The following is a 21,882-nucleotide window of genomic DNA, read 5'->3' as shown; positions in this document are numbered from 1 at the left end:
ATATAAGATGCGAAAGTCCTACATAAAAAGCTCAAATAATTTACGTTGCTGATTTTATATTTGTTAATATTATTAAGTAGGTTTATGGTTATCACGTGAAAAATTTAGATAAAAATAAAACTATTTTTACACCTTAATTTATACATCCAAATCTAAAAATTCCAAAAACTTTTTATAACATTCTTAATATTTCAATAACAAAATCATAAAAAGATTATAGAGGGATAACTGTGTCAAATGAAGATTTAAAGTTAAAAGTAGCTAAGGAAGCTGTGAAGTTAGTTGAAGATGGGATGGTTGTTGGATTAGGGACAGGTTCAACAGCAGCTTTATTTATCAGAGAGCTTGGAAATAGAATTCAAGAAGAAGAATTAACTGTCTTTGGAATCCCCACCTCATTTGAGGCCAAAATGTTAGCTATGCAATATGAAATACCATTAGTTTCTTTAGATGAGTATGACGTTGATATTGCATTTGATGGGGCTGATGAAGTTGAAGAAAAGACCTTATTTTTAATAAAGGGAGGAGGAGGTTGTCATACTCAAGAAAAGATAGTTGATTACAACGCAGATGAATTTGTTGTTTTAGTTGATGAAAGCAAATTAGTTAAAAAATTAGGGGAAAAGTTTCCAATCCCTGTAGAAGTTATTCCTTCAGCTTATAGGGTTGTAATTAGGGCGTTATCAGAAATGGGAGGAGAGGCAGTGATTAGATTAGGGGATAGAAAAAGAGGACCAGTTATAACAGACAATGGAAATATGATTATAGATGTGTTTATGAAAGTTGATGATGCGATAGAGCTTGAGAAAGAAATAAACAACATCCCAGGAGTTGTTGAGAATGGTATCTTTACAAAAGTAGATAAAGTATTAGTAGGGACAAAAAAAGGTGTAAAAACATTAAAAAAATAAAATAATAATAAAATTAACTTAGTTTTTTATTTCATTCTTTTTCTTTAATAGTGAGACATAATAGATAAATGCACCACTTGATATTATATCTCCTAAACCAACAGTTGATTTTGGCTTTTCCACATATCTTGAAGGGGATAAAACTACTTTATAATTATCATCGTTAAATTTCTCAGCAATCTCTTTCAATAAATCTCCATATTTGTTGTGAGGGACTTTTAAACCTTCATATAAATCATCTATAGCTTTTATATTTCCAAGTTTTGCCTTTGTTGATGCCAAAATTGTAGAAAATTCTAAACATTCTTTAAGTTCCTCTTTGGATAATGGGTTATCTGCCCTACAAACAAAAAGTATATAGTAGATAGTATGAATTTGAACAACCTCTAAGTTTTTAAACTTCTCAAGTAATATTTTAGCCCCTTCAATCACCTCCTCCACAAAACTATCTTTTAAAATCTTATTACTCAAATCGTCATAACCTAAGATATGTAAAACATTTGCTATCTCCGTCTCATCCATCCCTACACTCTCTACATTACTTAAAATATATTCAACGACCATTTTTCTAATCTCTATATTTGATATGGATGCAAACTCTAAATGGGTTTTAATTTTTTTATTTTTCTTTAATAGCTTTATATCATCCTCAGCTCTCTCAAAATAATATTTTGCTGTTTTTCCATCACCATATTTTTCTTTAATTGCCTGATATCCAGATAAAAATGCACAATCTACCATCTCTCCAATTTCTGGTAGAAGCTGTCTAACATCATCTTTCATTTCAATTCTCAAATTTTCTGGTCTTGAGGCTACAATAAACCTTGTAGATTGATTAGCAACTATGTCCTCTCCATTTAATTTAAATTTTAGTCCTTTTTTAAACTCGAATATCCTGTTTATCTTTATTGGGTCATCTTTATATGACTCTCTAACTTTTTTTAACACAAGATTTCCATTTTCAACTAAAGGATAAAGTAAATTATCATAATCTACAAACATCTCCGCCTGTTTTTTTGATAAAAATGGTGTATAGACGATTATTTTATCTATCTGCAGAGTAGCCATTAAGTTAGAAACAATCCCTGCCTGCCCTCCCATTCTTTCCTCATCATATTTAATTTTATTAAACCACTCATGCAACTCTTTGTCATCTTTTAATGGAACCTCTGCTGGCTTCTCTGTTTTTATACTATAAACTAACCTTGCAACAAAATCTAACGGCTCTTCAATAATTCTCGGATATTCTTTCATCCTTTCTATTATATCTTTATGATTAAATTTATCCACCAATTTTTGAATATCTTCATCTTTCAAATATTTTATTGCATCTACATTTGTATTATAGGCTGTAAAAAGCTTAGTTCCTTTTATAGTTTCAATGAAGTTATTTATTACCATAATTACCACATTTTTTGATTAGTTCCCAGCATATTTTCTTCTCTTCTTCAACTGCTGGCTGGTTATAAGAATTTACATTATAAAGTTCTCCCATAAATCCAACTTGCATCTCATACATATACAATAAAGCCCCCATTGTCATCTCGTTTATTTCATCAAGAGTTATTTTTACATTAGGAACTCCATTATTTGTTAAGGCAATTTCTGTAGCTTCCTGCTCACACTTAATAATATCTGAAAGCATACAAGAAATTTCTTCATCGTTTAAATCATCAAATACAATTTCTTCATCTAATCTATAGTTTTTAGTAGTAATAAAAGTAATAATTTTATCTTTTTTTCCATCCATATATAGTTGCAATAGAGAATGTTGGTCTTTAGCTCCAATTGATAATAATGGGGTAAGTCCATTCCCTTCCTTTCCTAAGCTTTCTCCAATAAGTTGTATATACCACTCTCCAAAACACTTTAAACTCTCAATATAACTCATAACTACTGAAATATCTTTCCCTTTTTTATCATATAAGTAGTGTATAACACCATTTAACAATGCTGGATTTTTTAATATATCTTCATTTTGGCATATTTTATCCATCTCTCTTGCTCCTTTTAATATTTTCGATATATCTATTCCTAAAGAGCATAAAGGAGCTAAACCAACAGCAGTGAAGACTGAAAATCTTCCAGGAACATTTTCAGGAATTGAAAGTATCTCATAATTATTTTTTTCTGCCTCCCTCTTTAATTTTCCTCCATTGGTAATAAAAACTATCTTCCCCTCAAATGAATTTAATTTTTCAATCCTTTTTTTAATTAAATAATAATTAACCAGAGTTTCTAATGTATTGCCTGACTTACTAATAATATAGATTATAGATTCATTTAAATCAACTTTTTTTAATATTGACAGGGTTTTTTCAGGGTCGCTATTATCTATAAAATAAGCATTATTCTTAAATGCCGAAATTGCATAATAAATAGCCATGGTTCCTAATATAGAACCCCCCATTCCAACAACTACAACATTTTTGTATCCATTAAGGAATTTATATTTATCTAAATTCTCGTTGTATATGACATCTCTAAATCCAACAGCCCCATTATCTAACTTCTCCATCAACTTTGAATATGCATTGGCAAAATCTACTTTATTTATGTCTTCAAAACTTATTTCCCCAATGTTTAGAGCATTTTTGTAATCATAACTCAGCATATTCCCCCCCAAAATCTCATTTTAGATAATGATTGTAAATTGCCCCACCAAATAAACCTTTATATTTTCTTATAGATGGAGAGTTCTGCCAACTTAAGTTTCTAAATACATGATAATAGCAGTTTTTCATCATCATAGGGAGAGGGGCGTTTTCATCATAAGGATGTTTAGGGCATTTGTATCTTACATACTGCATAAACATACATATCTCATTAAGTTTATAAAATGTCCAATTTAACGCATGTTCAACTCCCCAAATAAACCCTATCTTATCTGGAACTTTAAATAAAACGCCTGTTGCTTTATCAAAGTTTGAATGCTCATAAGGGTTGTGATGCAAAGGAATTATGGTATCTTTTAAACCCCCAGTTTCTGTAGCTATAACTGGGGTGCAGTATGCCATAGATTCCATCTGCACTAAACCACATGGTTCCCAATATGAAGGCATAACTATCCAATCACTTCCCGCAAATACTAAAGATGATAGTGGTAAGGAATAACCTATCAATGCCAAAATCTTCCCATCATAGTCATTAGCAAGACTTTTTAGTTTGTCTTCAATTTCTTTCTCTCCTTTTGTTAAAAACACAAATCTTATATTATGTTTCTCTAAAAGTTCAGGAACTGCTTCAAACATCGTGTTAAATCCTTTCTGATATGTGGCTCTTCCAACAAACCCAATCAATGGCGTTTCTATATCTCCTTTTAATCCACCATATACTTCAACTTCAGTAGCTGAAATTCCTTTATCTATTATCTTATTCCAATCCTCAACATATTCATAAACTCCCCCTTTATAAAACCATGAATATTTTATTTTTGGCTTTATATCATAAGCATCTTCAGCTGAATAAGGGGAAATGTAGGCATAATTTCTTGGGTCGAGTTTGTTATTTGAGAGAGTTATCATTCTATCTATTATTTTCATAGGGTCGTATTCATCAATATCAATACCATTTAAAATTCCAAAGAATGGTTTATTATTTAAATATTTCTTTATATATTGGCAGTTTTTTATCTCTTCAGCATGCGTAGGGCTTACAGTATTAACAGCATCAGCATATTTAATTCCCAATTCTAAGAAAGTCATAACTTCCCCTTTATACTCAATCACCCCTCCTTTAAAAGCCTCATTGTGTATAGTTAAAGTCGTTGGTAAATCTAAGATATCGTTGCATTTAGCTATAGCTAAACCACACATCCAATCATGTCCAGATACGACATCAATATCATTAATATCATCCAAATAACTAACAACCAAATCAGCAAAAATTTCATACTTAATAGAATCCCAAACATTTAAATTATTAACATTCTCATTACTAAATACAATTAAATCAACCCCTGTTGTTGGATGCTTTGTTTTTAAAACATCAAAAGAAATCTTAGAGCCTTTATAGACAACAGTTATTTTTTTAATGACTTCATGAGGAAGATTGGAATATCTATTATAATGGTTGAGAGTTAAAACTAAAACATCATTATCTTTTTTTAAAAATTTTGGCAAATCTCTCATTACATCCCCTAACCCGCCACAGGAAACAATCGGAGTTATCGTTGGAGCAAGAATTACTATTTTCATATTTATCACAACATTTTTATATCACATAACATATACAATGTTATATAATATTGAGATATTTTATTAAAGATTATTTAAACCTTACTACAAACTTTATGATGATATTATGAGAATTGCTATGGTGACATGGGAATATCCCCCAAGAATTATTGGAGGTTTAGCCATTCATTGTAAAGGTTTAGCAGAGGGATTAGTTAGAAATGGGCATGAAGTGGATGTTATATCTGTTGGCTATGATTTGCCTGATTATGAAAACATGAATGGAGTAAATGTCTATAGAGTAAGGCCAATAACTCACCCACATTTTTTAACTTGGACTATGTTTATGGCTGAAGAGATGGAAAAAAAGTTAGGCATTTTGGGAATTGATAATTATGATGTAATACACTGCCATGATTGGATGACACACTTTGTTGGAGCTAATTTAAAACATGCCTGTAAAATGCCTTATGTTCAGTCAATACATAGCACAGAGATTGGAAGATGTGGGGGATTGCATTCAGATGACTCAAAGGCAATACATACAATAGAATATCTTTCAACTTATGAATCTTGCCAAGTAATAACTGTAAGTCATTCTTTAAAGGAGGAGATTTGTTCTATATTCAATACACCAGAAGATAAAGTTAAAGTCGTTTACAATGGCATAAATCCATGGGAATTTGATATTAATCTAAGTTGGGAAGAGAGAGTAAATTTTAGAAGAAGTATAGGCGTTCAAGATGATGAAAAAATGATTTTGTTTGTTGGAAGATTAACATATCAAAAAGGAGTTGAGTATTTAATAAGGGCAATGCCAAAAATTCTTGAAAGGCACAATGCAAAATTGGTTATAGCAGGTTCTGGAGATATGAGAAACTATTTGGAGGATTTATGCTATCAGTTGGGAGTTAGGCATAAGGTAGTTTTTTTAGGATTTGTTAATGGAGATATGTTAAAAAAACTCTACAAATCTGCAGATGTTGTCGTAATTCCATCAGTTTATGAACCTTTTGGTATTGTAGCTTTAGAAGCTATGGCTGCTGGTGCACCAGTAGTTGTTAGTTCAGTTGGGGGATTGAGAGAGATTATAAAGCATGAACTCAATGGTGTTTGGGTTTATCCAAAAAATCCTGATTCAATTGCTTGGGGAGTTGATAGAGTTTTATCAGATTTAGGATTTAGAGAGTATATAGTTAATAATGCCAAAAAAGATGTTTATGAAAAATATAGCTGGGACAATATAGCCAAAGAGACTGTGAATGTTTATAAAATAGCTATGGAAATGATGGGAAAATAATGCTTAGAGGCATATGGAATTCCTCCATCTATTTCCATGTCCCATAATTTTATTTTGATGAAACCAAAGCATAAGCTTCAGTTACAAATCCATTAAGGTTCGTTTAACAGAAGGTCTGCTTTCTGGCTACAAAATCGTAAAAATTTTATCAAACTTTTTCTAAAAGTTTCGAGGGATAATATGGAAGATATGTGGGGAAAAATTGGTGAAACTGCTGGAAGAATCTACCATTTATTAGAAGAAGGAGAAAAGAGCTTATCTCAAATAGAAAAAATCTTAAGAAAAGAAGGATACAATTCTAATATTGTAAAAATGGCTATTGGATGGTTAGCAAGAGAAGACAAAATATTTGTATTGAAGGATGAGAAAAAGTGGGTTATTAAACTGAAATAGGAAATTTTAAATTTATTTTTAATTATTAAAATTCAGTTTATTTTTTTAATTAATTTTTAGCGTGATTTATATGGGCGGAATTGTTGGAAATAATAGCTTATTAGTTAAAATTGGAGATTATGGAGAGATTAGCTATATTTTTTATCCACATGTAGGTTATGAAACTCATTTCTTTGACTCTGCATTGGCAATCTATGATAAAAAAGCAAAATGGCACTGGGATAATGATTGGGACATATCCCAAAAATATATTGAAGAAACTAACATATTCAAAACTATATTAGAAGATGATAAGATTATATTAACAATTAAGGATTTCGTTCCTGTTTCACATAATGTACTCATTAGAAGATTGCATATAAAAAATAAACTCGACAAAAAATTGAATTTTAAATTATTTTTTTATGAAAGTTTGAGAATTGGAGAAAATCCTACAAAAAATACTGTAAGGTTTTTAGAAGATGGATGTATTGTTAAGTATGATGAAAAATACATTTTCTGCATTGGAAGTGATAAAAAGATAGATTCATTTCAATGTGGAAATAGATACAGCAAAAATAGTGCATACGTAGATATTGAAAATGGGATATTAATGGAGCATAAAGAAAGCTATGGATTAATGACCGATAGTGCCATATCATGGAATATAGAAATTGATGAGAAAAGAAGCTTAGCATTCAACATCTATATACTTCCACAAAAATTTGATGGAGATTTTTCAATAATTACTGAACAACTAAAGATTATAATGGATAACAATGAGCACATTGAAAATCTCTCAATGAATTATTGGAAAAATGTTATAGGAGATATAAAAAGATGCATCCATCCCGAATTTCGTTCAAATAAGGAAATATACTCTATAGCCAAAAGGGCTTTAATGACTCTTTTAATGCTGTGTGATAAAGATGGAGGGATTATAGCAGCTCCTTCTTTGCATCCTGATTATAGGTATGTATGGGGGAGGGATGGAGCTTATATAGCAATTGCATTAGATTTATTTGGAATTAGAGGAATTCCTGATAGATTTTTTGAATTCATGTCTAAAATACAAAATGATGATGGTTCATGGCTACAAAATTATTATGTTAATGGAAAACCAAGATTAACGGCAATGCAGATTGACCAAATCGGTTCTATGTTATGGGCTATGGATGTGCATTATAGATTAAGCGGAGATAGAAAATTTGTTAAGAGATACTGGAATACTATTGAAAAAGCTGGAAATTATTTAAATTTGGCTGCTTTAAACTTCACACCATGCTTTGATTTATGGGAAGAAAAATTTGGGGTTTTTGCATATACAATGGGTGCTATCTACGCTGGGTTGAAATGTGCTTATAGCATGAGTAAGGCAGTTGATAAGAGAGATAAGGTTAAACATTGGGAAAAGACCATTGAATTTTTAAAATATGAGGCTTCAAAGAGATTCTATTTGAAAGATGAGGAGAGATTTGCTAAATCAATAAATCCTCTAAATAAAGAGATAGATACAAGCATATTGGGGTTGAGCTATCCATTCAATTTAATTGATGTTGATGATGAAAGGATGATAAAAACTGCTGAAGCTATTGAAAAGGCATTTAAATACAAGGTGGGTGGGATTGGAAGATATCCGGGAGATATCTACTTTGGAGGAAATCCATGGATTATAACTACACTATGGCTTTCTTTATACTATAGAAGGTTATCTAAGGTTTTAAAAGAGAAAAATGATGATAGAGCAGATAGATATTTGCAAAAATCTAAAAAACTATTTGATTGGGTAATGAAATACAGTTTTAATGGGTTGTTTCCAGAGCAGATACATAAAGAGCTTGGCATTCCAATGTCTGCTATGCCTTTAGGATGGAGTAATGCAATGTTTCTTATCTATATATATGAAAATGATGATATTATAATACCATAAGTTCAAACTTAATAAAAATTACAAAATTTTTGAGATGATAGTTATGTTAATAACATTCAATTTCGAAGTTCATCAACCACACAGATTAAATAAAGACATTAATAGGAGAGGAAATTCATTATGGGAAAAATATGTAGATACAAAATTAAATAAAGAAATTTTTAACAAAGTAGCTAATAAATGCTACATTCCTGCAAATGAGTTGATATTAGAGCTTATTGACGAATATGATTTTAAAGTAAATTATTCAATTACTGGAATTTTTATAGAGCAGGCTTTGGAGTTTAATGATTATGTGTTAGATTTATTCAAAGATTTGGTGAAAACAGGAAATGTTGAACTAATTGCTGAAACTTATCATCACTCATTATCAAGTTTATTTGAGAGTGAGGAAGAGTTTATTGAAGATATTGAGATGCATAAAAAGCTTTATAAAGATATATTTGGCTTTAAAGCTAAGGTATTTAGAAATACTGAGCTAATATACAACAATAGAATTGCAAAGATAGCAAAAGATTTAGGGTTTGAGGCAATATTTACAGAAGGGATAGAAAAAATTTTAGGTTGGAGAAGTCCAAATTATCTCTACCAATCACCAGATGGTATGAATATTTTGCTGAGAAATTATAGATTAAGTGATGATATCGGCTTTAGGTTTTCAGCAAGAGATTGGAACCAATATCCATTAACAGCTGATAAATATGCTACGTGGCTGGCTTCAACACCAGGGGAGGTTATAAACATCTATATGGACTATGAGACATTTGGAGAGCATCACTGGAAAGAAACAGGAATATTTGAATTTTTAAGATATTTGCCTATAGAGATAGCTAAACATGAGCATTTAGAGGTTGTTAATGTCAGTGAGGTTGTTGAGAGATTGGAGCCGAGAGGAGAAATTTATGTGCATGAATTCTCTACAATATCATGGGCAGATACTGAGAGAGATGTAAGTGCATGGTTAGGAAATAAGATGCAGAGAATATCATTTGAAAAATTAAAGGATATTGGAGTATTTATAAAAGAAAATGAAAATAAATTAAAGAAATTAGGAAAATTTGATGAAATTTATAAGATGTATAAAGTTTTACAAACAAGTGACAACTTTTATTATCAATGCACTAAAGGTTTTGGAGACATGGATGTTCATACTTATTTTAGTCACTTTGATTCACCCTTTGACGCGTATGCAAATTATTTGAACATTTTATATGATTTTGAATACCATATAAAAGAAGTATTAAATAAATTGGAAATTAACAAAGATATCGACAAAAATTCTAAATCAAAAAATAATCAAAACATTATAGACAATCAGAAAGAAAAAGATACACAAAATATAAATGAAGAAAATTCTGTAAAACCAGATATCATAATAGCAAACAATGATATAGAGGATACAGAAAGTATTTATAACCAAGATAAAAAAGGAGATAAAGATAAAAATGATAAAAAACATGATGCATTTGGAGGATTTATAATTGTCTGACCTCCTCTCCACCCTAAAGGGTGGAGGTTCCAACACGGAACGCCCTCTCATCCTCGTCGCCGAGGAGTCATTGGACAGGTTGGTGTCATCGGGCAGGGTCAGAGCTACCCTCAATAAATAATGTTGCTTTATTTATATATAAATCTTACTATTCTGCGTAAAATTTTACTAACGCAAAAGTTTATATATTGTTTCAATCATACTGCGTAATATAAAATTCACATATTGTGGTTATTATGAAATTATCATTAAAAATGAAAATAAAGCCATTAAGGACAAACAAAATGTTTATGTTAGAAAAAACACTAATTGATTTCAAAAATGCCGTAAATGATTGGATTGATATATCCTGGAATGATGGAAAAATCACAGACAGAAAGCTCCACTCTTACGGATATAAAGAATTAAGGGAAAAGTATCCCAACTTATATTCCAACTCTCTTCAAGATGCTATGAATTGGGCTATACAGATATTAAGAAGTTCTATAAAACTAAATCCCAATAAAAAACCAATATTTAACACTTTAATGGTTTCTTACAAATCAGTTGATTATAAATATGAAAATGAGGGTTTAATCATCCCATTGTGTGGAAAGAGAGTTTTTATCCCACTATATATTCCAAAGAAATACAAAAAATATTTACAAAATGGGACGTTTGGAAGGTTGGTTATTAAAAAAGAAGGTAATGATTACTATGCTTATTTGTCTATAAAAGTTGAAGAAAAAGAGCCGTATAAACCAACTCTATGGTTTGGTGTTGATTTGGGTGTTTATAATTTGGTTGTCGTTGCAGATAGTAAGGGGAGGGAGATTTTAAGGTTTGATGGGGAAATAGTTAAAGAGTATAAGAAGAAATTAGAAAAGTATAGGGCAAGAATTCAAAGCAGACAGAAGAGGAACTTTAACAAATATACAAAAGTGGGCAATAAAATTAGCAATTATTCAAAATATATTAATCATGTAATTTCTAAGGAGATTGTTAAAAAAGCAAAGCAGTATAATGCCGGGATTGTATTAGAGAAGTTAAAGGGATTAAAAAAGAGTAAGCTTAATAAATCAAAACCAAAAAATATTAGGAAGGCATTACATATATGGAGTTATGCTGATTTGATTAAAAAGATAAAATACAAAGCAAAGTTAGAAGGGGTTCCAGTTGTTGAGATTTCTCCGAGAAATACTTCTAAAACCTGTAGTAGATGTGGTTATGTTAATAGGAGATTAAAAAATGAGAGAATATTTGTTTGTCCAAAATGCGGTTTAGAGATTGATAGGGATTTGAATGCTTCAATAAATATTGCTAAAAAAGTAGCTTCTAAACAAGCTTAATTCCTCTCCGAGCTAAAGCTCGGAGCTTCCTTAGCGATAGATAATGGTGAGGGAGAGAATGAAAGGAAAGTGTGTTATATTTATTATAGATGGGTTGGGAGATAGGCCAAATGAGAAAGGCTTAACACCTTTAAAAGAGGCAAAGATACCAACAATGGATAGAATTGCTAAAGAGGGAATTTGTGGATTAATGAATGCCATAGATATTGGTGTAAGACCAGGAAGTGACACAGCTCACTTAGCTATTTTGGGCTACAATCCTTATGAAGTTTATACTGGTAGAGGTCCTTTAGAGGCATTTGGTGTTGGTTTGGATTTGAAAGAAGGGGATGTGGCGTTTAGATGTAATTTTGCTACTGTTGATGAGAACTTTGTTGTTTTAGATAGAAGGGCTGGAAGAATAAGTCCAGAAGAAGCTAAAGAATTAGAGAAAGAGATTGATGGTTTAGAGATTGATGGGGTTAAAGTTATTTTTAAATCTTCAAAAGGATACAGAGGAGCTTTAGTTTTGAGAGGGGAAGGTTTATCATGCAGAGTAAGTGATGGAGACCCGCATGAAGAGGGAGTTAAAGTTAGTGAGATAAAACCTTTAGATAATTCAGAAGAAGCAAAAAGAACTGCTGAAATTTTAAATAAATTATTAAGAATTGTTTATGAGAAATTAAACAACCACCCAATAAATGAAGAAAGAAGAAAGAAAGGGTTGCCGCCTGCTAACATAATATTGCCAAGAGGAGCTGGAGTTGTTCCAAAGATAGAGAAGTTCTCTGAAAAATACAACATGAGAGGAGCTTGCATCTGTGGAACTGGACTAATAAAAGGAATGGCTAAAATGATTGGTTTAGATGTTATAGAGGTCGAAGGAGCTACAGGAACACCAAAAACAAACTTTATGGGTAAGGCAAAGGCATTGATTGAGGCATTAAAAGAATATGATTTCGTGTTAGTGAATGTTAAAGGAGCTGATGAAGCAAGCCATGATGGTAAATATGAACTTAAAAAAGAAGTTTTAGAGAAGATAGATGAAATGCTTTCTTACGTATTTGAGCATATTAACAAAGATGAAGTTTATTTTGTATTAACTGGAGACCACTCAACACCAATAGAAATGAAAGACCACTCAGCAGACCCAGTTCCAATAGTCATTTGGGGGAAGAGTATTAGAGTTGATGATGTTACAGAATTTAATGAATTTGCATGCGCTAAAGGAGCTTTACACTGGATTAAAGGAGAACATATAATGAAAATTTTATTAGATTTAACTGGAAGAAATGAGAAGTTTGGTGCTTAAATAGGACTTCGCAGGAATAAATTTTTAAGGAAAGTTGATGCCCTTGGCATCTAAGTTCCAAATTGCATATATAAACTGCGAAAGTCCTATTAAAAATACTTTCTTGAATTTAAATTTTTATCCCATCCGCTAAATTTTTATTTGTATCTAAAAATAAACTTGTTGATTCCTCAATTTTTATCTATTCCACCGTTTCTTGAAGATACCGTAAAATTCCAACATATTTGCAATCTAATAATAGTAACATATATCTTAATAAAAACAACCTCACCTTTCTATTTTCAGTATATAAATACGATATTATACTCTTTCCATTCTTTTTTTGCTGTATTTTTAATACTAGTTTTATTTCCCCATTAACATCTTTTTCTTCTATTTCTACATCCCTTATATTGCTAAATATATCATATATTTTTGCCTCTTTATTTTTCAAAACTTCAACTACTAATTTATACTCAATCTTTACTACAAATTCCTCTTTAATACGCTCTTTAATAAATTTTAAATGCCCATTTTCCCAAGTTTTATTCTCATAATTTTCCTCTTTAACATCATACAATATTTTAACCTCTTTGTTATTTAATAATAGACAAAACAGTTTCCTTAAAAAATTGTCCACTGGAGTCTTTCCATATAGTGATGTTTCTGGGGCAAAACCTATCATTATACTGCCAAATTCTTTGGATTTAATGACTATTGATGAATGGAAAGTAATGTCTTCCAATAAACATTTAGCACCATCAATAACCTTTTTTGGCAACTCATCCCCCACATCTTCAATATCTTCTATTTTTGCTTCAATTTTTTTATCTAAAAATTCAAATACGATTTTGTCTTTATATAGTATTATTTCTAATTTTTCCCATCTTAATAATGGTTTCTCTAAAGTTTTTGGAGTAATCAATACACCTTTACCAGAAAATCTTGCAATTTCTGAGGGTTCATTTGTCATATAACCACCTAACACTCAAATTAAGTATAGTAATTATTTTATATCCCACTGTAGTTATATAATTAATCTTTACTGAATTTTACAATTATTTCAAATAACCACATACTTAAAGTCATAAAGTCATCACATAAAAAGTATAAATACCCCTCTTCTAAATATAGTTAAAAAGGTTACTAAGGTGAGAGTTTGTTTTTAAAGAAATTAATGGAAGCAAGGATGGCATATACATTTGATGATGTTTTATTAGTTCCAAATGCATCATGGGTTGAGCCAAAGGATACTGACGTTTCTACAGATTTAGCAGGTTTAAAGTTAAATATTCCTATAGTTTCTGCGGCAATGGATACAGTAACAGAAAAAGAGATGGCTATTGCATTAGCAAGATTAGGAGGTTTAGGGGTTATTCATAGAAACATGACAATTGAAGACCAAGTCCATCAAGTTCAAACAGTTAAAAAAGCTGATGAAGTAGTTATTAAAGATGTCATTACCGTATCTCCAGAAGATACTGTTGGAGAGGCAATAAATGTAATGGAAACATACTCAATTAGTGGTTTGCCAGTTGTTGATAATGAAGATAAATTAGTCGGAATTATAACACATAGAGACGTTAAAGCCATTGAAGATAAATCTAAGAAAGTTAAAGATGTAATGACCAAAAATGTTGTTTGTGCTAAAGAAAATATTGGAGAAGAGGAAGCTTTAGAGTTGATGTATGCAAATAGGGTTGAGAGATTACCTATAGTCGATGATGAAAATAGATTAATTGGTATTATAACATTAAGAGATATTTTAAAGAGGAGAAAGTATCCACAAGCTGCAAGAGATAAAAAAGGTAGATTATTGGTTGCAGCAGCATGTGGGCCACATGATTTTGAAAGGGCTAAAGCATTGATTGAGGCAGAGGTTGATGCTATTGCTATTGATTGTGCTCACGCCCACAACATGAGAGTTGTTGAAAATGTAAAGAAATTTAAAGAGATGTTAGAAGGGACTGACATAAAATTAATTGTTGGAAACATAGCTACTAAAGAAGCGGCAGAGGATTTAATTAAAGCAGGAGCAGATGTTCTAAAGGTTGGAATAGGGCCAGGAAGTATTTGTACTACAAGGGTTGTTGCAGGGGTTGGAGTTCCTCAATTAACAGCCGTTGCTGAAGTGGCAGATGTTGCAAAAGAACATGGAGTTCCTGTTATAGCAGATGGAGGGATAAGATACAGTGGAGATATTGCTAAGGCAATAGCGGCTGGAGCAGATGCAGTTATGCTCGGTTCTCTATTAGCTGGAACTGATGAAGCTCCTGGGAAGCTAATGGTTATTAATGGAAGGAAGTATAAGCAGTATAGGGGAATGGGTTCATTGGGAGCAATGACAGGAGGAGTTGGAGCTGGAGCTGACAGATACTTCCAGTCATCATCAAAAAGTCACATGAAACATGTAAAATTAGTTCCTGAAGGGGTTGAAGGAGCTGTTCCTTATAAAGGGGCAGTTAGTGAAGTCATATTCCAGTTAATTGGTGGTTTAAGAGCTTCAATGGGATACTGCGGAGCTAAAAATCTAAAAGAAATGCAAGAAAAGGCAAGATTTGTAATTATAACACCAAGTGGACAAGTTGAAAGCCATCCACACGATATTATTATAACTAACGAAGCCCCTAATTACCCACTAGGTAAGTAACTTCTTTATACCTCCGAGCGAAGCGAGGAGGTATCCTTGAGGTTTGAAAAGGGGCGAAGCCCCTTTCGTTGAGAGCCATCCTCACAACATTATCATTACCAATGAAGCACCTAACTATCCATTAGGTAAATAATATTTCAGATAGTACTATCTTATTTTTTAAAAAGGGATGATTATGAAGCCAATATTAATATTTTTAGGAATTATTTTAATGTTTATTGGATTTTTTATGATAACTTTGGGTATTATTTTACCAAGCTCTCAAGAAGATTATAAAAAGCTAAAAACTGAAAAAACTGATGAAAATAATGTTGAATATTCTGGAATTGTAATGATAGGACCTATACCAATAATCTTTGGGAATTCCCCAGGTTTAATGGCACTCTCTGTATTGATACTAATATTAATGATTATCTGGATGTTTTTATTTACTTTTGGAATAAGAATAAAATAAAAAAATTATTTTTTCATTATTTTTGTATCTTCATGAGAATATGGAGGATAACTGCAACACAATATCTTTAAAGGAACATTGCCAATATTTTCAATTTTATGAGGAATTTCAGGAGGAATTAATATAGTATCTCCTTTTTTAACTTCAAATTTCTCATCACCTAATGTCATTAATCCCTTTCCTTCTAAAATATAATATATCTCTTCAGATTTGTAATGTTTATGTAATAAAGTTTTAGAACCTACTGGAACTATAGCTTCCGCTAAACTTTGTTTTACATTTCCATGAACATTAGGATGCATTAATTCTCTAATTATTGAGCCATCTTTAGTAATATAGGGCTTAATTTTGTCATATTCACTTTTTATTATTTTCATGGTTATCATCCTAATTTGATGTAATCTTTTATCTTACATGGATGCAAATTCCAGATGGAATTCTCTCAATGCCCTTCTCAGTTCCTAAGATAACACCATCAAAGTCAATATCATAAACTTTTCCTGTAATAACCTCATTATTTGATAAAAAGATTTTTACAATCTTCCCAATGGTTATTGAGTATTTCTTATACTTTTTTAATATTTCATAATCATCTATCTCTTTATTTTTAAGTTTTTCCAAATAACTTTCAAATGTCTTTAGGAAATCATTGAATACCTCTACCTTATCAATCTCTTTCCCAGTAATTTCTTTTAAAGAGATTGCTATCTCTCTAATCTCATTCCTTATTTGATTATTCACATTTATTCCAATTCCTATAATCATATAATCATCAGTTAGCTCAGTCAATATTCCCCCAAGTTTTTTATAACTGCCATTAACCTTAACCATTATATCATTTGGAAACTTTATCCCAAGCTCTTTATCTACATAGTTTTTTAATGTCTCAATGATACAAATAGGGACTAATAGATTCACAACTTTTGGATTATATTTCTTAGAATCTAAAACTATAGAAAAATAGAGCCCACCTTCATCAGAATACCAAACTCTTCCCCATCTTCCTTTCCCATTATTTTGTTTATCAGCTAAAACAACAAAGTTTCTCTTTCCTTCTTTTGCTAACTCTTTGGCATAGTCGTTTGTTGAGTTGATTTCACTTAGATGTATAATTTCCATAAATTTCCCCCTTCATTTTAAATACTGCCTACATAATATTTTCTGTTAGTTGGAATATTTATGAATTGTTATCTCTAAAAAAGAGGAGACTGTCAAGTTATTGATAGTATCCAATTGTAGAACATCATGAAGCTCTTTATCCAACTAATAACCGTATCGAACTTACTATTATTAGGGAATCTATTAAAGAATGCTTTTGTTCTTCGTTTGAGTAGTGAGAAGAAGCTTTCTATACAATTTCTCAATCCGAATCGGACTCTCTCAAATTTTAAGCCCAACTTCTGCAATGCCCACGGATACCATTTTCCACCATCGACTAAAATCTTGGGCTTATTCGAGCAAAATTTTAATATACTCCTAACGAATAATATAGTATCGAGGTAATTTCTTGTTTTTGATATATAAACTCCCAAGCATTCCTTCGATTCAACGTCAATAGCAGACCATACGTAAATATTCTTATCTCCGACCTTTAGTTTAGTCTCGTCGATTGCAGTTAACCTTCTTACAGTCTTCTCAGGCTTGTTTAAAACCTCTTTAATCTTGTGATAATAAACTCTAACTGACTCGTGGCTTATACTTTCGAATTGGGAGAGAAATAAACTCGTCTTCCTCAACGATAACCCGAGGTAGTATAAAAGCCCTGCTAAGATTTTAACTTCTATCGACTTCCTATTCCTCTTAAAAAGCTTCTTCTCTTCGATTCTCTCCTTTATTACATCTATTGCGAGCTTCATATTTACTATTTTTTATCGACATATTGATAAAAATTTAACCTGACAGTCTCTCTAAAAAATCTTAGATTTTTTATAAGTGAGAAAATGAAAGCATTAATTATTGATTGTTTAGCTTCTGGTGATGGAAAAAGGATTTTAGCAAGGGATGTTATTGGAGCTGGGCCGAGAACAGTTAAAGGTATTTTGCAAAATGAAGGAATTGAAGCAAAGATAACCCCTGTAGAGGATTTAGATATTAAAAATGTTAAAAAATACAACCTAATTTTTATTAGTGCAATGACTTCTGACTTTAAATGTGTTAAAAAATTGGTTGAAAGAATTAGATTAAAAACTAACAGTAAAATAATTGTCGGAGGGCCTATAGCTAATGATATAAACCTTTTAGAAAAAATAGAGGCAGATATAAGCATAGTTGGAGAGGGAGAGGTAACAATAAGAGAATTAATAAAGAAGGATTTTGATGCTAAAGATGTTAAAGGAACAACATATTGGGATTATGATGAAGATGAGTTAAAAATAAATCCTCTAAGGAAGATTTTAACTGATTTAAAGTTAATAACCCCATCAACAGAAATTAAAGACTATAAAAATTACTTCTCTGCGAGAGTTTATGTTGAGGTTGTTAGGGGCTGTAGCAATTTTAAAAGACCTCTATTATTATGCACTAACAAAAGATGCAACTTATGTGAAAATGGAACATTAAAATGCCCTCTAAATATAAATCCTGGTTGTGGTTTCTGCTCTGTCCCTTCTGTCTTTGGATATGCAAGAAGTAGAGATGAAGAAGATATACTAAAAGAGGTTAAGGCATTATTAGAGGAAGGAGTTAAAAGAATTGTTTTATCTGCTCCAGATTTTTTAGATTATAAAAGAGGAGAGAAATTAACAAATCCCCACTTCCCAGAGCCAAACTATGAAGCAATTGAATCTTTATTATCAAAGTGTAAAGATTTGGCTGATAAATATAATGCAAACATATTAATTGAGAATATAAAGGCAAATTTGTTTGATGAGAAAGTAGCAGAGATATTTAGCAAATATCTAAAAACCCCAATCTATATTGGTTGTGAGAGTGGAGATAAAGAGCATTGCAGATTATTAGGAAGACCTGCAACACCAGACGATGTCTTAAAAGCTGTTAAAATAGCAAAAAAATATAATTTAAAAGCCCAAGTATATTTTATCTATGGATTACCTGGGGAGAATGAGGAGACTGCAAAAAACACAGTTAATTTTATGCACAAAATTAAACCATATATTGACAAAATAACTGTCTATAAATTTAGGCCTCTACCTATGTCTGCATTTCAAAATTTTAAGCCAAATATTACTAAGCATTCTTTACTAATTAGAGAAACAGCCAATAAAATAAATTTAGAGATAAAGAAAAAATATGTAGGAAAAGTTTTAGAAGTTATAATATCAGAGAGACACTTTAGAAATAAAAGAGATGCTATTGGCTATCTTCCAGATAGCGGATTAATGGTTGTTGTTAAAGATGGAGCTAAATTTATTGGAAAAACAAAGAAAGTTAAAATAATTAAAGCTTATGAAAAGTATTTAGAAGGAAAAATTATAGGTGATTAATTTGCTTCCTGTTTTGTTATCTTTTGAAGGAAAAAAAGTTGCAGTATTTGGTTGTGGAAGTGTAGGAAAGAGAAGGGCTAAGAAAATATTAAAAAGTGGGGGAATTGTTGATATTTACTCTAAGGAATTTGATGAAGAAATAAAAAAATTAAAAGAAAATAACAAAAACCTAAATTTAATTGAAATTGATATTAATCAGTTGAGTGATAAAGAGCTAAAAAATATTATAATGACGTATGATTTTATAATTACAGCTATCAACGATGAAATTAATAAGAGGATAGTTAAGTTAGCTAAAGAGCTAAATAAATTTGTAAATTCTTCAACAAAGACAGAAGGAGTTAATTTTATCATCCCTGCCTATACAGAAGTTGATGAAGTAATATTTAGCATATACACAAAAGGAAAAAGCCCTTTAATAGCTAAGCATATAAGAATTTTTGTTGAAAACTATCTAAAATCAACTGACATAAATATGATGGCATATATGAGAGAGTTTTTAAAAGAGACAATTCCTAAACAGAGAGACCGAGAAAAAATATTAAAAAAGATTTTTGAAAATGAGAAATTTAGAGAAGAACTAAAAAGATTAATAGAGAAGTGGGAGAATGATAATACTAAAAGCTGATTATAAAAAATATAACGTTTCTGAATTAGAAAAGCTTAGAATGGATGAAGAAAAATTTTATGAGATGTTTGATAATGCCATATTATTACAAACATGCAACAGAGTAGAAATAATATTTGATGTAGATAGCTTAGAAGAAATCAAAAACCTTAAAAACGTAAATTTAGAGAAGTTTGACATTTTGATTGGAGATAAAGCAGTAGAGCATCTTTTTAGAGTTGCATGTGGTTTAGAGTCAATGATTGTTGGAGAAAACCAAATACTTGGGCAGTTAAAAAATGCCTATCTAAAAGCAAAAGAAAAAGGCAAAATATCTAAAAAATTAGAGAAAATTATTTTAAAAGCAATACATACTGGACAGAGAGCGAGAGTGGAGACAAAGATAAACGAAGGCGGGGTTTCAATTGGCTCTGCGGCAGTTGAATTGGCAGAAAAAATTTTTGGATTAGAAGGAAAAAATGTCTTATTAATTGGAGCTGGAGAGATGGCAAATTTAGTTATAAAGGCGTTGAAGGAAAAAAACATTAAAGCAATTATTGTAGCAAACAGAACCTATGAAAAAGCTGAAAAATTAGCTAAAGAACTTGGAGGAATGGCTATAAAGTTTGATAAATTGGAAGAAGCTTTAAGATATGCCGATATAGTTATTTCAGCAACAGGAGCCCCACACCCAATTTTAAATAAAGAGCGATTAAAAAATGCTGGAAAGACAATTATTATAGATATAGCCAATCCAAGAGATACAACTGATGATATTAGAGAGTTGCCAGATATTTTTTTATTTACAATTGATGATTTGAGATTAGTGGCTGAGGAAAATTTAAAGAAGAGGAAAGAAGAAATTCCAAAGGTTGAGATGATTATTTGTGAGGAGTTGGAGCAGTTAAAAGAGCTTCTTGATAAAATGAGATTTGAAACAGCAATAAAAGAACTTGGGCAGTATATTGAAAATGTAAGAAAGAAGGAAGTTGAAAAAGCGAAAAAGATATTGAAGAATAAAAATAAATCTGTTGAAGAAGTTTTAGAAGATTTTTCAAAGGCATTGTGTAAAAGGATAATTTACGATATAATAAAGATATTTGAGAATGTGGAAGATAAAGAGGTTTTTGAGTGCTTAGCCAAAGAATTTAAAAAACTCGGTAGTAAAAATAAAAATTAAATGTCTCTTTCATTTAGCTCTTTTATCCATTTAACATTACCTTTTAAAACAGTCCTTGCAACAGATACAAAATCAGAGTATCTTAGCATTTCCTTAGCTTTTTCTAATGAATCGATTGAGTTATTTCCAATTATTACCTTATCACTAAATTCTTCTGCTAAGGTTTTTAATGAGTTTAAATCAGCATAAGGTTTTCCGGGATAAAAACAATCAACGTGCAATCCATCAAAATAATCTCTCACATAGTTTAAATTATCTATTAACTCTTTTAATGGGATGTAATTTAACCTTATCTTTAAAAAAATTGGTTTATTTAACTCTTTCATTTTAGTTAAAAATTCTTTCAGAAGATTTTTATTTTTCATTAACTCTTGCCCTATGCCTAATGAAGTTATTTCCTTCTGCCTACAATGGCAGTTAAGTTCAATGACATCAGCATGTTTAGCAATGGTTAATAATTTATCATAAGCTTCATCTATATCAACAAATCTAACATTAACTGAAACTAAGGCATTGCTTTCTCTTGCCTTTTTTATTTGCTCAATTATATAGTTGTTGAACTCCTCCAAATTTATAGAAAATTCCTTCCTTCCTCTTTTTTCTATCTCTTTACTTGCTTTATAAGTTGCAGTATCTAAATTATAGCCACCAATGGTAACAATGGCAAACAAATCTTTAAATTTTTTGCAGAAATCCCCATCAGTAATGCCTGCCATTGGAGCTAAGACAACTTTTTTATCTAACTCATTTAATTCTTCTATTTTTTTGTTCAT

The 21,882-nt window shown here is 30.9% G+C and carries 20 protein-coding genes; 12 read left to right on the top strand and 8 right to left on the bottom strand.

The annotated features are described in order from the left end of the window. The first annotated feature begins 230 nt into the window (after positions 1 to 230). Positions 231 to 911, top strand: coding sequence for a ribose-5-phosphate isomerase RpiA (rpiA, locus tag JH146_RS00160; RefSeq protein WP_048201103.1), 681 nt, complete (start codon positions 231 to 233; stop codon positions 909 to 911). Between the two features lie 18 nt (positions 912 to 929). Here the strand turns inward: rpiA and pfkC are convergent, their stop codons facing one another. From pfkC to JH146_RS00145, 3 genes are read right to left on the bottom strand one after another with little or no spacing between them, the layout of a single operon-like run. Further along, positions 930 to 2,312 (bottom strand): ADP-specific phosphofructokinase, encoded by a 1,383-nt coding sequence (gene pfkC / locus JH146_RS00155; RefSeq protein ID WP_048201102.1) that lies wholly within the window; start codon positions 2,310 to 2,312, stop codon positions 930 to 932. After that, complete coding sequence (pgi, locus tag JH146_RS00150; RefSeq protein WP_048201101.1) at positions 2,299 to 3,525, bottom strand: glucose-6-phosphate isomerase; 1,227 nt, start codon at positions 3,523 to 3,525, stop codon at positions 2,299 to 2,301. Before pgi ends, pfkC begins: the two co-directional genes overlap by 14 nt. 16 nt (positions 3,526 to 3,541) lie before the next feature. After that, on the bottom strand, positions 3,542 to 5,107 hold the full coding sequence (locus tag JH146_RS00145) for a glycogen synthase (protein ID WP_048201100.1): 1,566 nt from the start codon (positions 5,105 to 5,107) through the stop codon (positions 3,542 to 3,544). Positions 5,108 to 5,213: 106 nt separating this feature from the next. On the opposite strand from JH146_RS00145, the gene JH146_RS00140 reads away from it, so the two are divergent. From JH146_RS00140 to JH146_RS00115, 6 genes are all read left to right on the top strand, one after another. Further along, positions 5,214 to 6,386 carry a glycosyltransferase family 4 protein gene (locus JH146_RS00140; RefSeq protein WP_048201099.1) on the top strand — a complete coding sequence of 391 codons (1,173 nt, stop codon included), beginning with the start codon at positions 5,214 to 5,216 and terminating at the stop codon, positions 6,384 to 6,386. Between the two features lie 180 nt (positions 6,387 to 6,566). Beyond that, a complete protein-coding gene (locus tag JH146_RS00135; RefSeq protein ID WP_048201098.1) occupies positions 6,567 to 6,779 on the top strand; it encodes a winged helix-turn-helix domain-containing protein in 213 nt (70 codons plus the stop codon). Positions 6,780 to 6,849: 70 nt separating this feature from the next. Next, the gene (locus JH146_RS00130; protein WP_048201097.1) at positions 6,850 to 8,688 is read left to right on the top strand and encodes a glycoside hydrolase family 15 protein; all 1,839 of its coding nucleotides are present in this window, start codon (positions 6,850 to 6,852) and stop codon (positions 8,686 to 8,688) included. Between the two features lie 43 nt (positions 8,689 to 8,731). After that, positions 8,732 to 10,177, top strand: a complete 1,446-nt coding sequence (locus JH146_RS00125; protein ID WP_048201096.1) for a glycoside hydrolase family 57 protein — start codon at positions 8,732 to 8,734, stop codon at positions 10,175 to 10,177. Between the two features lie 236 nt (positions 10,178 to 10,413). Next, positions 10,414 to 11,505, top strand: coding sequence for an RNA-guided endonuclease InsQ/TnpB family protein (locus JH146_RS00120; RefSeq protein ID WP_048201095.1), 1,092 nt, complete (start codon positions 10,414 to 10,416; stop codon positions 11,503 to 11,505). A gap of 58 nt (positions 11,506 to 11,563) precedes the next feature. Further along, positions 11,564 to 12,796, top strand: coding sequence for a 2,3-bisphosphoglycerate-independent phosphoglycerate mutase (locus JH146_RS00115; protein ID WP_048201094.1), 1,233 nt, complete (start codon positions 11,564 to 11,566; stop codon positions 12,794 to 12,796). Between the two features lie 181 nt (positions 12,797 to 12,977). Here the strand turns inward: JH146_RS00115 and JH146_RS00110 are convergent, their stop codons facing one another. Beyond that, positions 12,978 to 13,748, bottom strand: coding sequence for a CheF family chemotaxis protein (locus JH146_RS00110; protein ID WP_048201093.1), 771 nt, complete (start codon positions 13,746 to 13,748; stop codon positions 12,978 to 12,980). A gap of 204 nt (positions 13,749 to 13,952) precedes the next feature. Here JH146_RS00110 and guaB point away from each other — a divergent pair, with 204 nt between their 5' ends. Next, positions 13,953 to 15,425, top strand: a complete 1,473-nt coding sequence (gene guaB / locus JH146_RS00105) for an IMP dehydrogenase (RefSeq protein WP_173400847.1) — start codon at positions 13,953 to 13,955, stop codon at positions 15,423 to 15,425. A 175-nt stretch (positions 15,426 to 15,600) separates the two neighbouring features. Then, positions 15,601 to 15,879, top strand: a complete 279-nt coding sequence (locus JH146_RS00100; protein WP_048201091.1) for a TIGR00304 family membrane protein — start codon at positions 15,601 to 15,603, stop codon at positions 15,877 to 15,879. A 5-nt stretch (positions 15,880 to 15,884) separates the two neighbouring features. Here the strand turns inward: JH146_RS00100 and JH146_RS00095 are convergent, their stop codons facing one another. The 3 genes from JH146_RS00095 to JH146_RS00085 all read right to left on the bottom strand — a co-directional run bounded on the left by JH146_RS00095 (position 15,885) and on the right by JH146_RS00085 (position 17,735). Next, a complete protein-coding gene (locus tag JH146_RS00095) occupies positions 15,885 to 16,265 on the bottom strand; it encodes a cupin domain-containing protein (RefSeq protein WP_081874435.1) in 381 nt (126 codons plus the stop codon). Positions 16,266 to 16,284: 19 nt separating this feature from the next. After that, on the bottom strand, positions 16,285 to 16,998 hold the full coding sequence (locus JH146_RS00090) for a biotin--[acetyl-CoA-carboxylase] ligase (RefSeq protein ID WP_048201089.1): 714 nt from the start codon (positions 16,996 to 16,998) through the stop codon (positions 16,285 to 16,287). 92 nt (positions 16,999 to 17,090) lie between these two features. Beyond that, positions 17,091 to 17,735 carry an IS6 family transposase gene (locus tag JH146_RS00085; RefSeq protein ID WP_048201088.1) on the bottom strand — a complete coding sequence of 215 codons (645 nt, stop codon included), beginning with the start codon at positions 17,733 to 17,735 and terminating at the stop codon, positions 17,091 to 17,093. Between the two features lie 84 nt (positions 17,736 to 17,819). Here JH146_RS00085 and JH146_RS00080 point away from each other — a divergent pair, with 84 nt between their 5' ends. Genes JH146_RS00080 through hemA form a run of 3 tightly spaced genes read left to right on the top strand, consistent with a single transcriptional unit; the run spans position 17,820 to position 21,109 of the window. Further along, entirely contained in the window at positions 17,820 to 19,322 is a 1,503-nt protein-coding gene (locus tag JH146_RS00080) for a B12-binding domain-containing radical SAM protein (protein WP_048201087.1), read from the top strand. A 1-nt stretch (position 19,323) separates the two neighbouring features. Further along, positions 19,324 to 19,950, top strand: coding sequence for a precorrin-2 dehydrogenase/sirohydrochlorin ferrochelatase family protein (locus JH146_RS00075; RefSeq protein ID WP_048201086.1), 627 nt, complete (start codon positions 19,324 to 19,326; stop codon positions 19,948 to 19,950). Continuing rightward, the gene (gene hemA, locus JH146_RS00070; protein WP_048201085.1) at positions 19,931 to 21,109 is read left to right on the top strand and encodes a glutamyl-tRNA reductase; all 1,179 of its coding nucleotides are present in this window, start codon (positions 19,931 to 19,933) and stop codon (positions 21,107 to 21,109) included. The genes JH146_RS00075 and hemA overlap by 20 nt, the downstream gene beginning before the upstream one ends. Here hemA and JH146_RS00065 read toward each other — a convergent pair. Then, entirely contained in the window at positions 21,106 to 21,882 is a 777-nt protein-coding gene (locus tag JH146_RS00065) for an MJ0144 family RNA dihydrouridine synthase-like protein (protein ID WP_048201084.1), read from the bottom strand. The two genes, hemA and JH146_RS00065, sit on opposite strands and share 4 nt — an antisense overlap.

It is taken from the genome of Methanocaldococcus bathoardescens (genome assembly GCF_000739065.1).
Lineage (GTDB): Archaea > AGJL01 > Methanococci > Methanococcales > Methanocaldococcaceae > Methanocaldococcus > Methanocaldococcus bathoardescens.
Note: the sequence above shows the minus strand (reverse complement) of the source record. Positions and strands in the feature narration are given on the sequence as shown.

Bases quoted from the DNA above. Each gene is read 5' to 3' on its own strand.
- pfkC (WP_048201102.1), bottom strand. From the start codon at position 2,312: ATGGTAATAAATAACTTCATTGAAACTATAAAAGGAACTAAGCTTTTT.
- pgi (WP_048201101.1), bottom strand. From the start codon at position 3,525: ATGCTGAGTTATGATTACAAAAATGCTCTAAACATTGGGGAAATAAGT.
- JH146_RS00145 (WP_048201100.1), bottom strand. From the start codon at position 5,107: ATGAAAATAGTAATTCTTGCTCCAACGATAACTCCGATTGTTTCCTGT.
- JH146_RS00140 (WP_048201099.1), top strand. From the start codon at position 5,214: ATGAGAATTGCTATGGTGACATGGGAATATCCCCCAAGAATTATTGGA.
- JH146_RS00135 (WP_048201098.1), top strand. From the start codon at position 6,567: ATGGAAGATATGTGGGGAAAAATTGGTGAAACTGCTGGAAGAATCTAC.
- JH146_RS00130 (WP_048201097.1), top strand. From the start codon at position 6,850: ATGGGCGGAATTGTTGGAAATAATAGCTTATTAGTTAAAATTGGAGAT.
- JH146_RS00125 (WP_048201096.1), top strand. From the start codon at position 8,732: ATGTTAATAACATTCAATTTCGAAGTTCATCAACCACACAGATTAAAT.
- JH146_RS00120 (WP_048201095.1), top strand. From the start codon at position 10,414: ATGAAATTATCATTAAAAATGAAAATAAAGCCATTAAGGACAAACAAA.
- JH146_RS00115 (WP_048201094.1), top strand. From the start codon at position 11,564: ATGAAAGGAAAGTGTGTTATATTTATTATAGATGGGTTGGGAGATAGG.
- JH146_RS00110 (WP_048201093.1), bottom strand. From the start codon at position 13,748: ATGACAAATGAACCCTCAGAAATTGCAAGATTTTCTGGTAAAGGTGTA.
- guaB (WP_173400847.1), top strand. From the start codon at position 13,953: ATGGAAGCAAGGATGGCATATACATTTGATGATGTTTTATTAGTTCCA.
- JH146_RS00100 (WP_048201091.1), top strand. From the start codon at position 15,601: ATGAAGCCAATATTAATATTTTTAGGAATTATTTTAATGTTTATTGGA.
- JH146_RS00095 (WP_081874435.1), bottom strand. From the start codon at position 16,265: ATGATAACCATGAAAATAATAAAAAGTGAATATGACAAAATTAAGCCC.
- JH146_RS00090 (WP_048201089.1), bottom strand. From the start codon at position 16,998: ATGGAAATTATACATCTAAGTGAAATCAACTCAACAAACGACTATGCC.
- JH146_RS00085 (WP_048201088.1), bottom strand. From the start codon at position 17,735: ATGAAGCTCGCAATAGATGTAATAAAGGAGAGAATCGAAGAGAAGAAG.
- JH146_RS00080 (WP_048201087.1), top strand. From the start codon at position 17,820: ATGAAAGCATTAATTATTGATTGTTTAGCTTCTGGTGATGGAAAAAGG.
- hemA (WP_048201085.1), top strand. From the start codon at position 19,931: ATGATAATACTAAAAGCTGATTATAAAAAATATAACGTTTCTGAATTA.
- JH146_RS00065 (WP_048201084.1), bottom strand. From the start codon at position 21,882: ATGAACAAAAAAATAGAAGAATTAAATGAGTTAGATAAAAAAGTTGTC.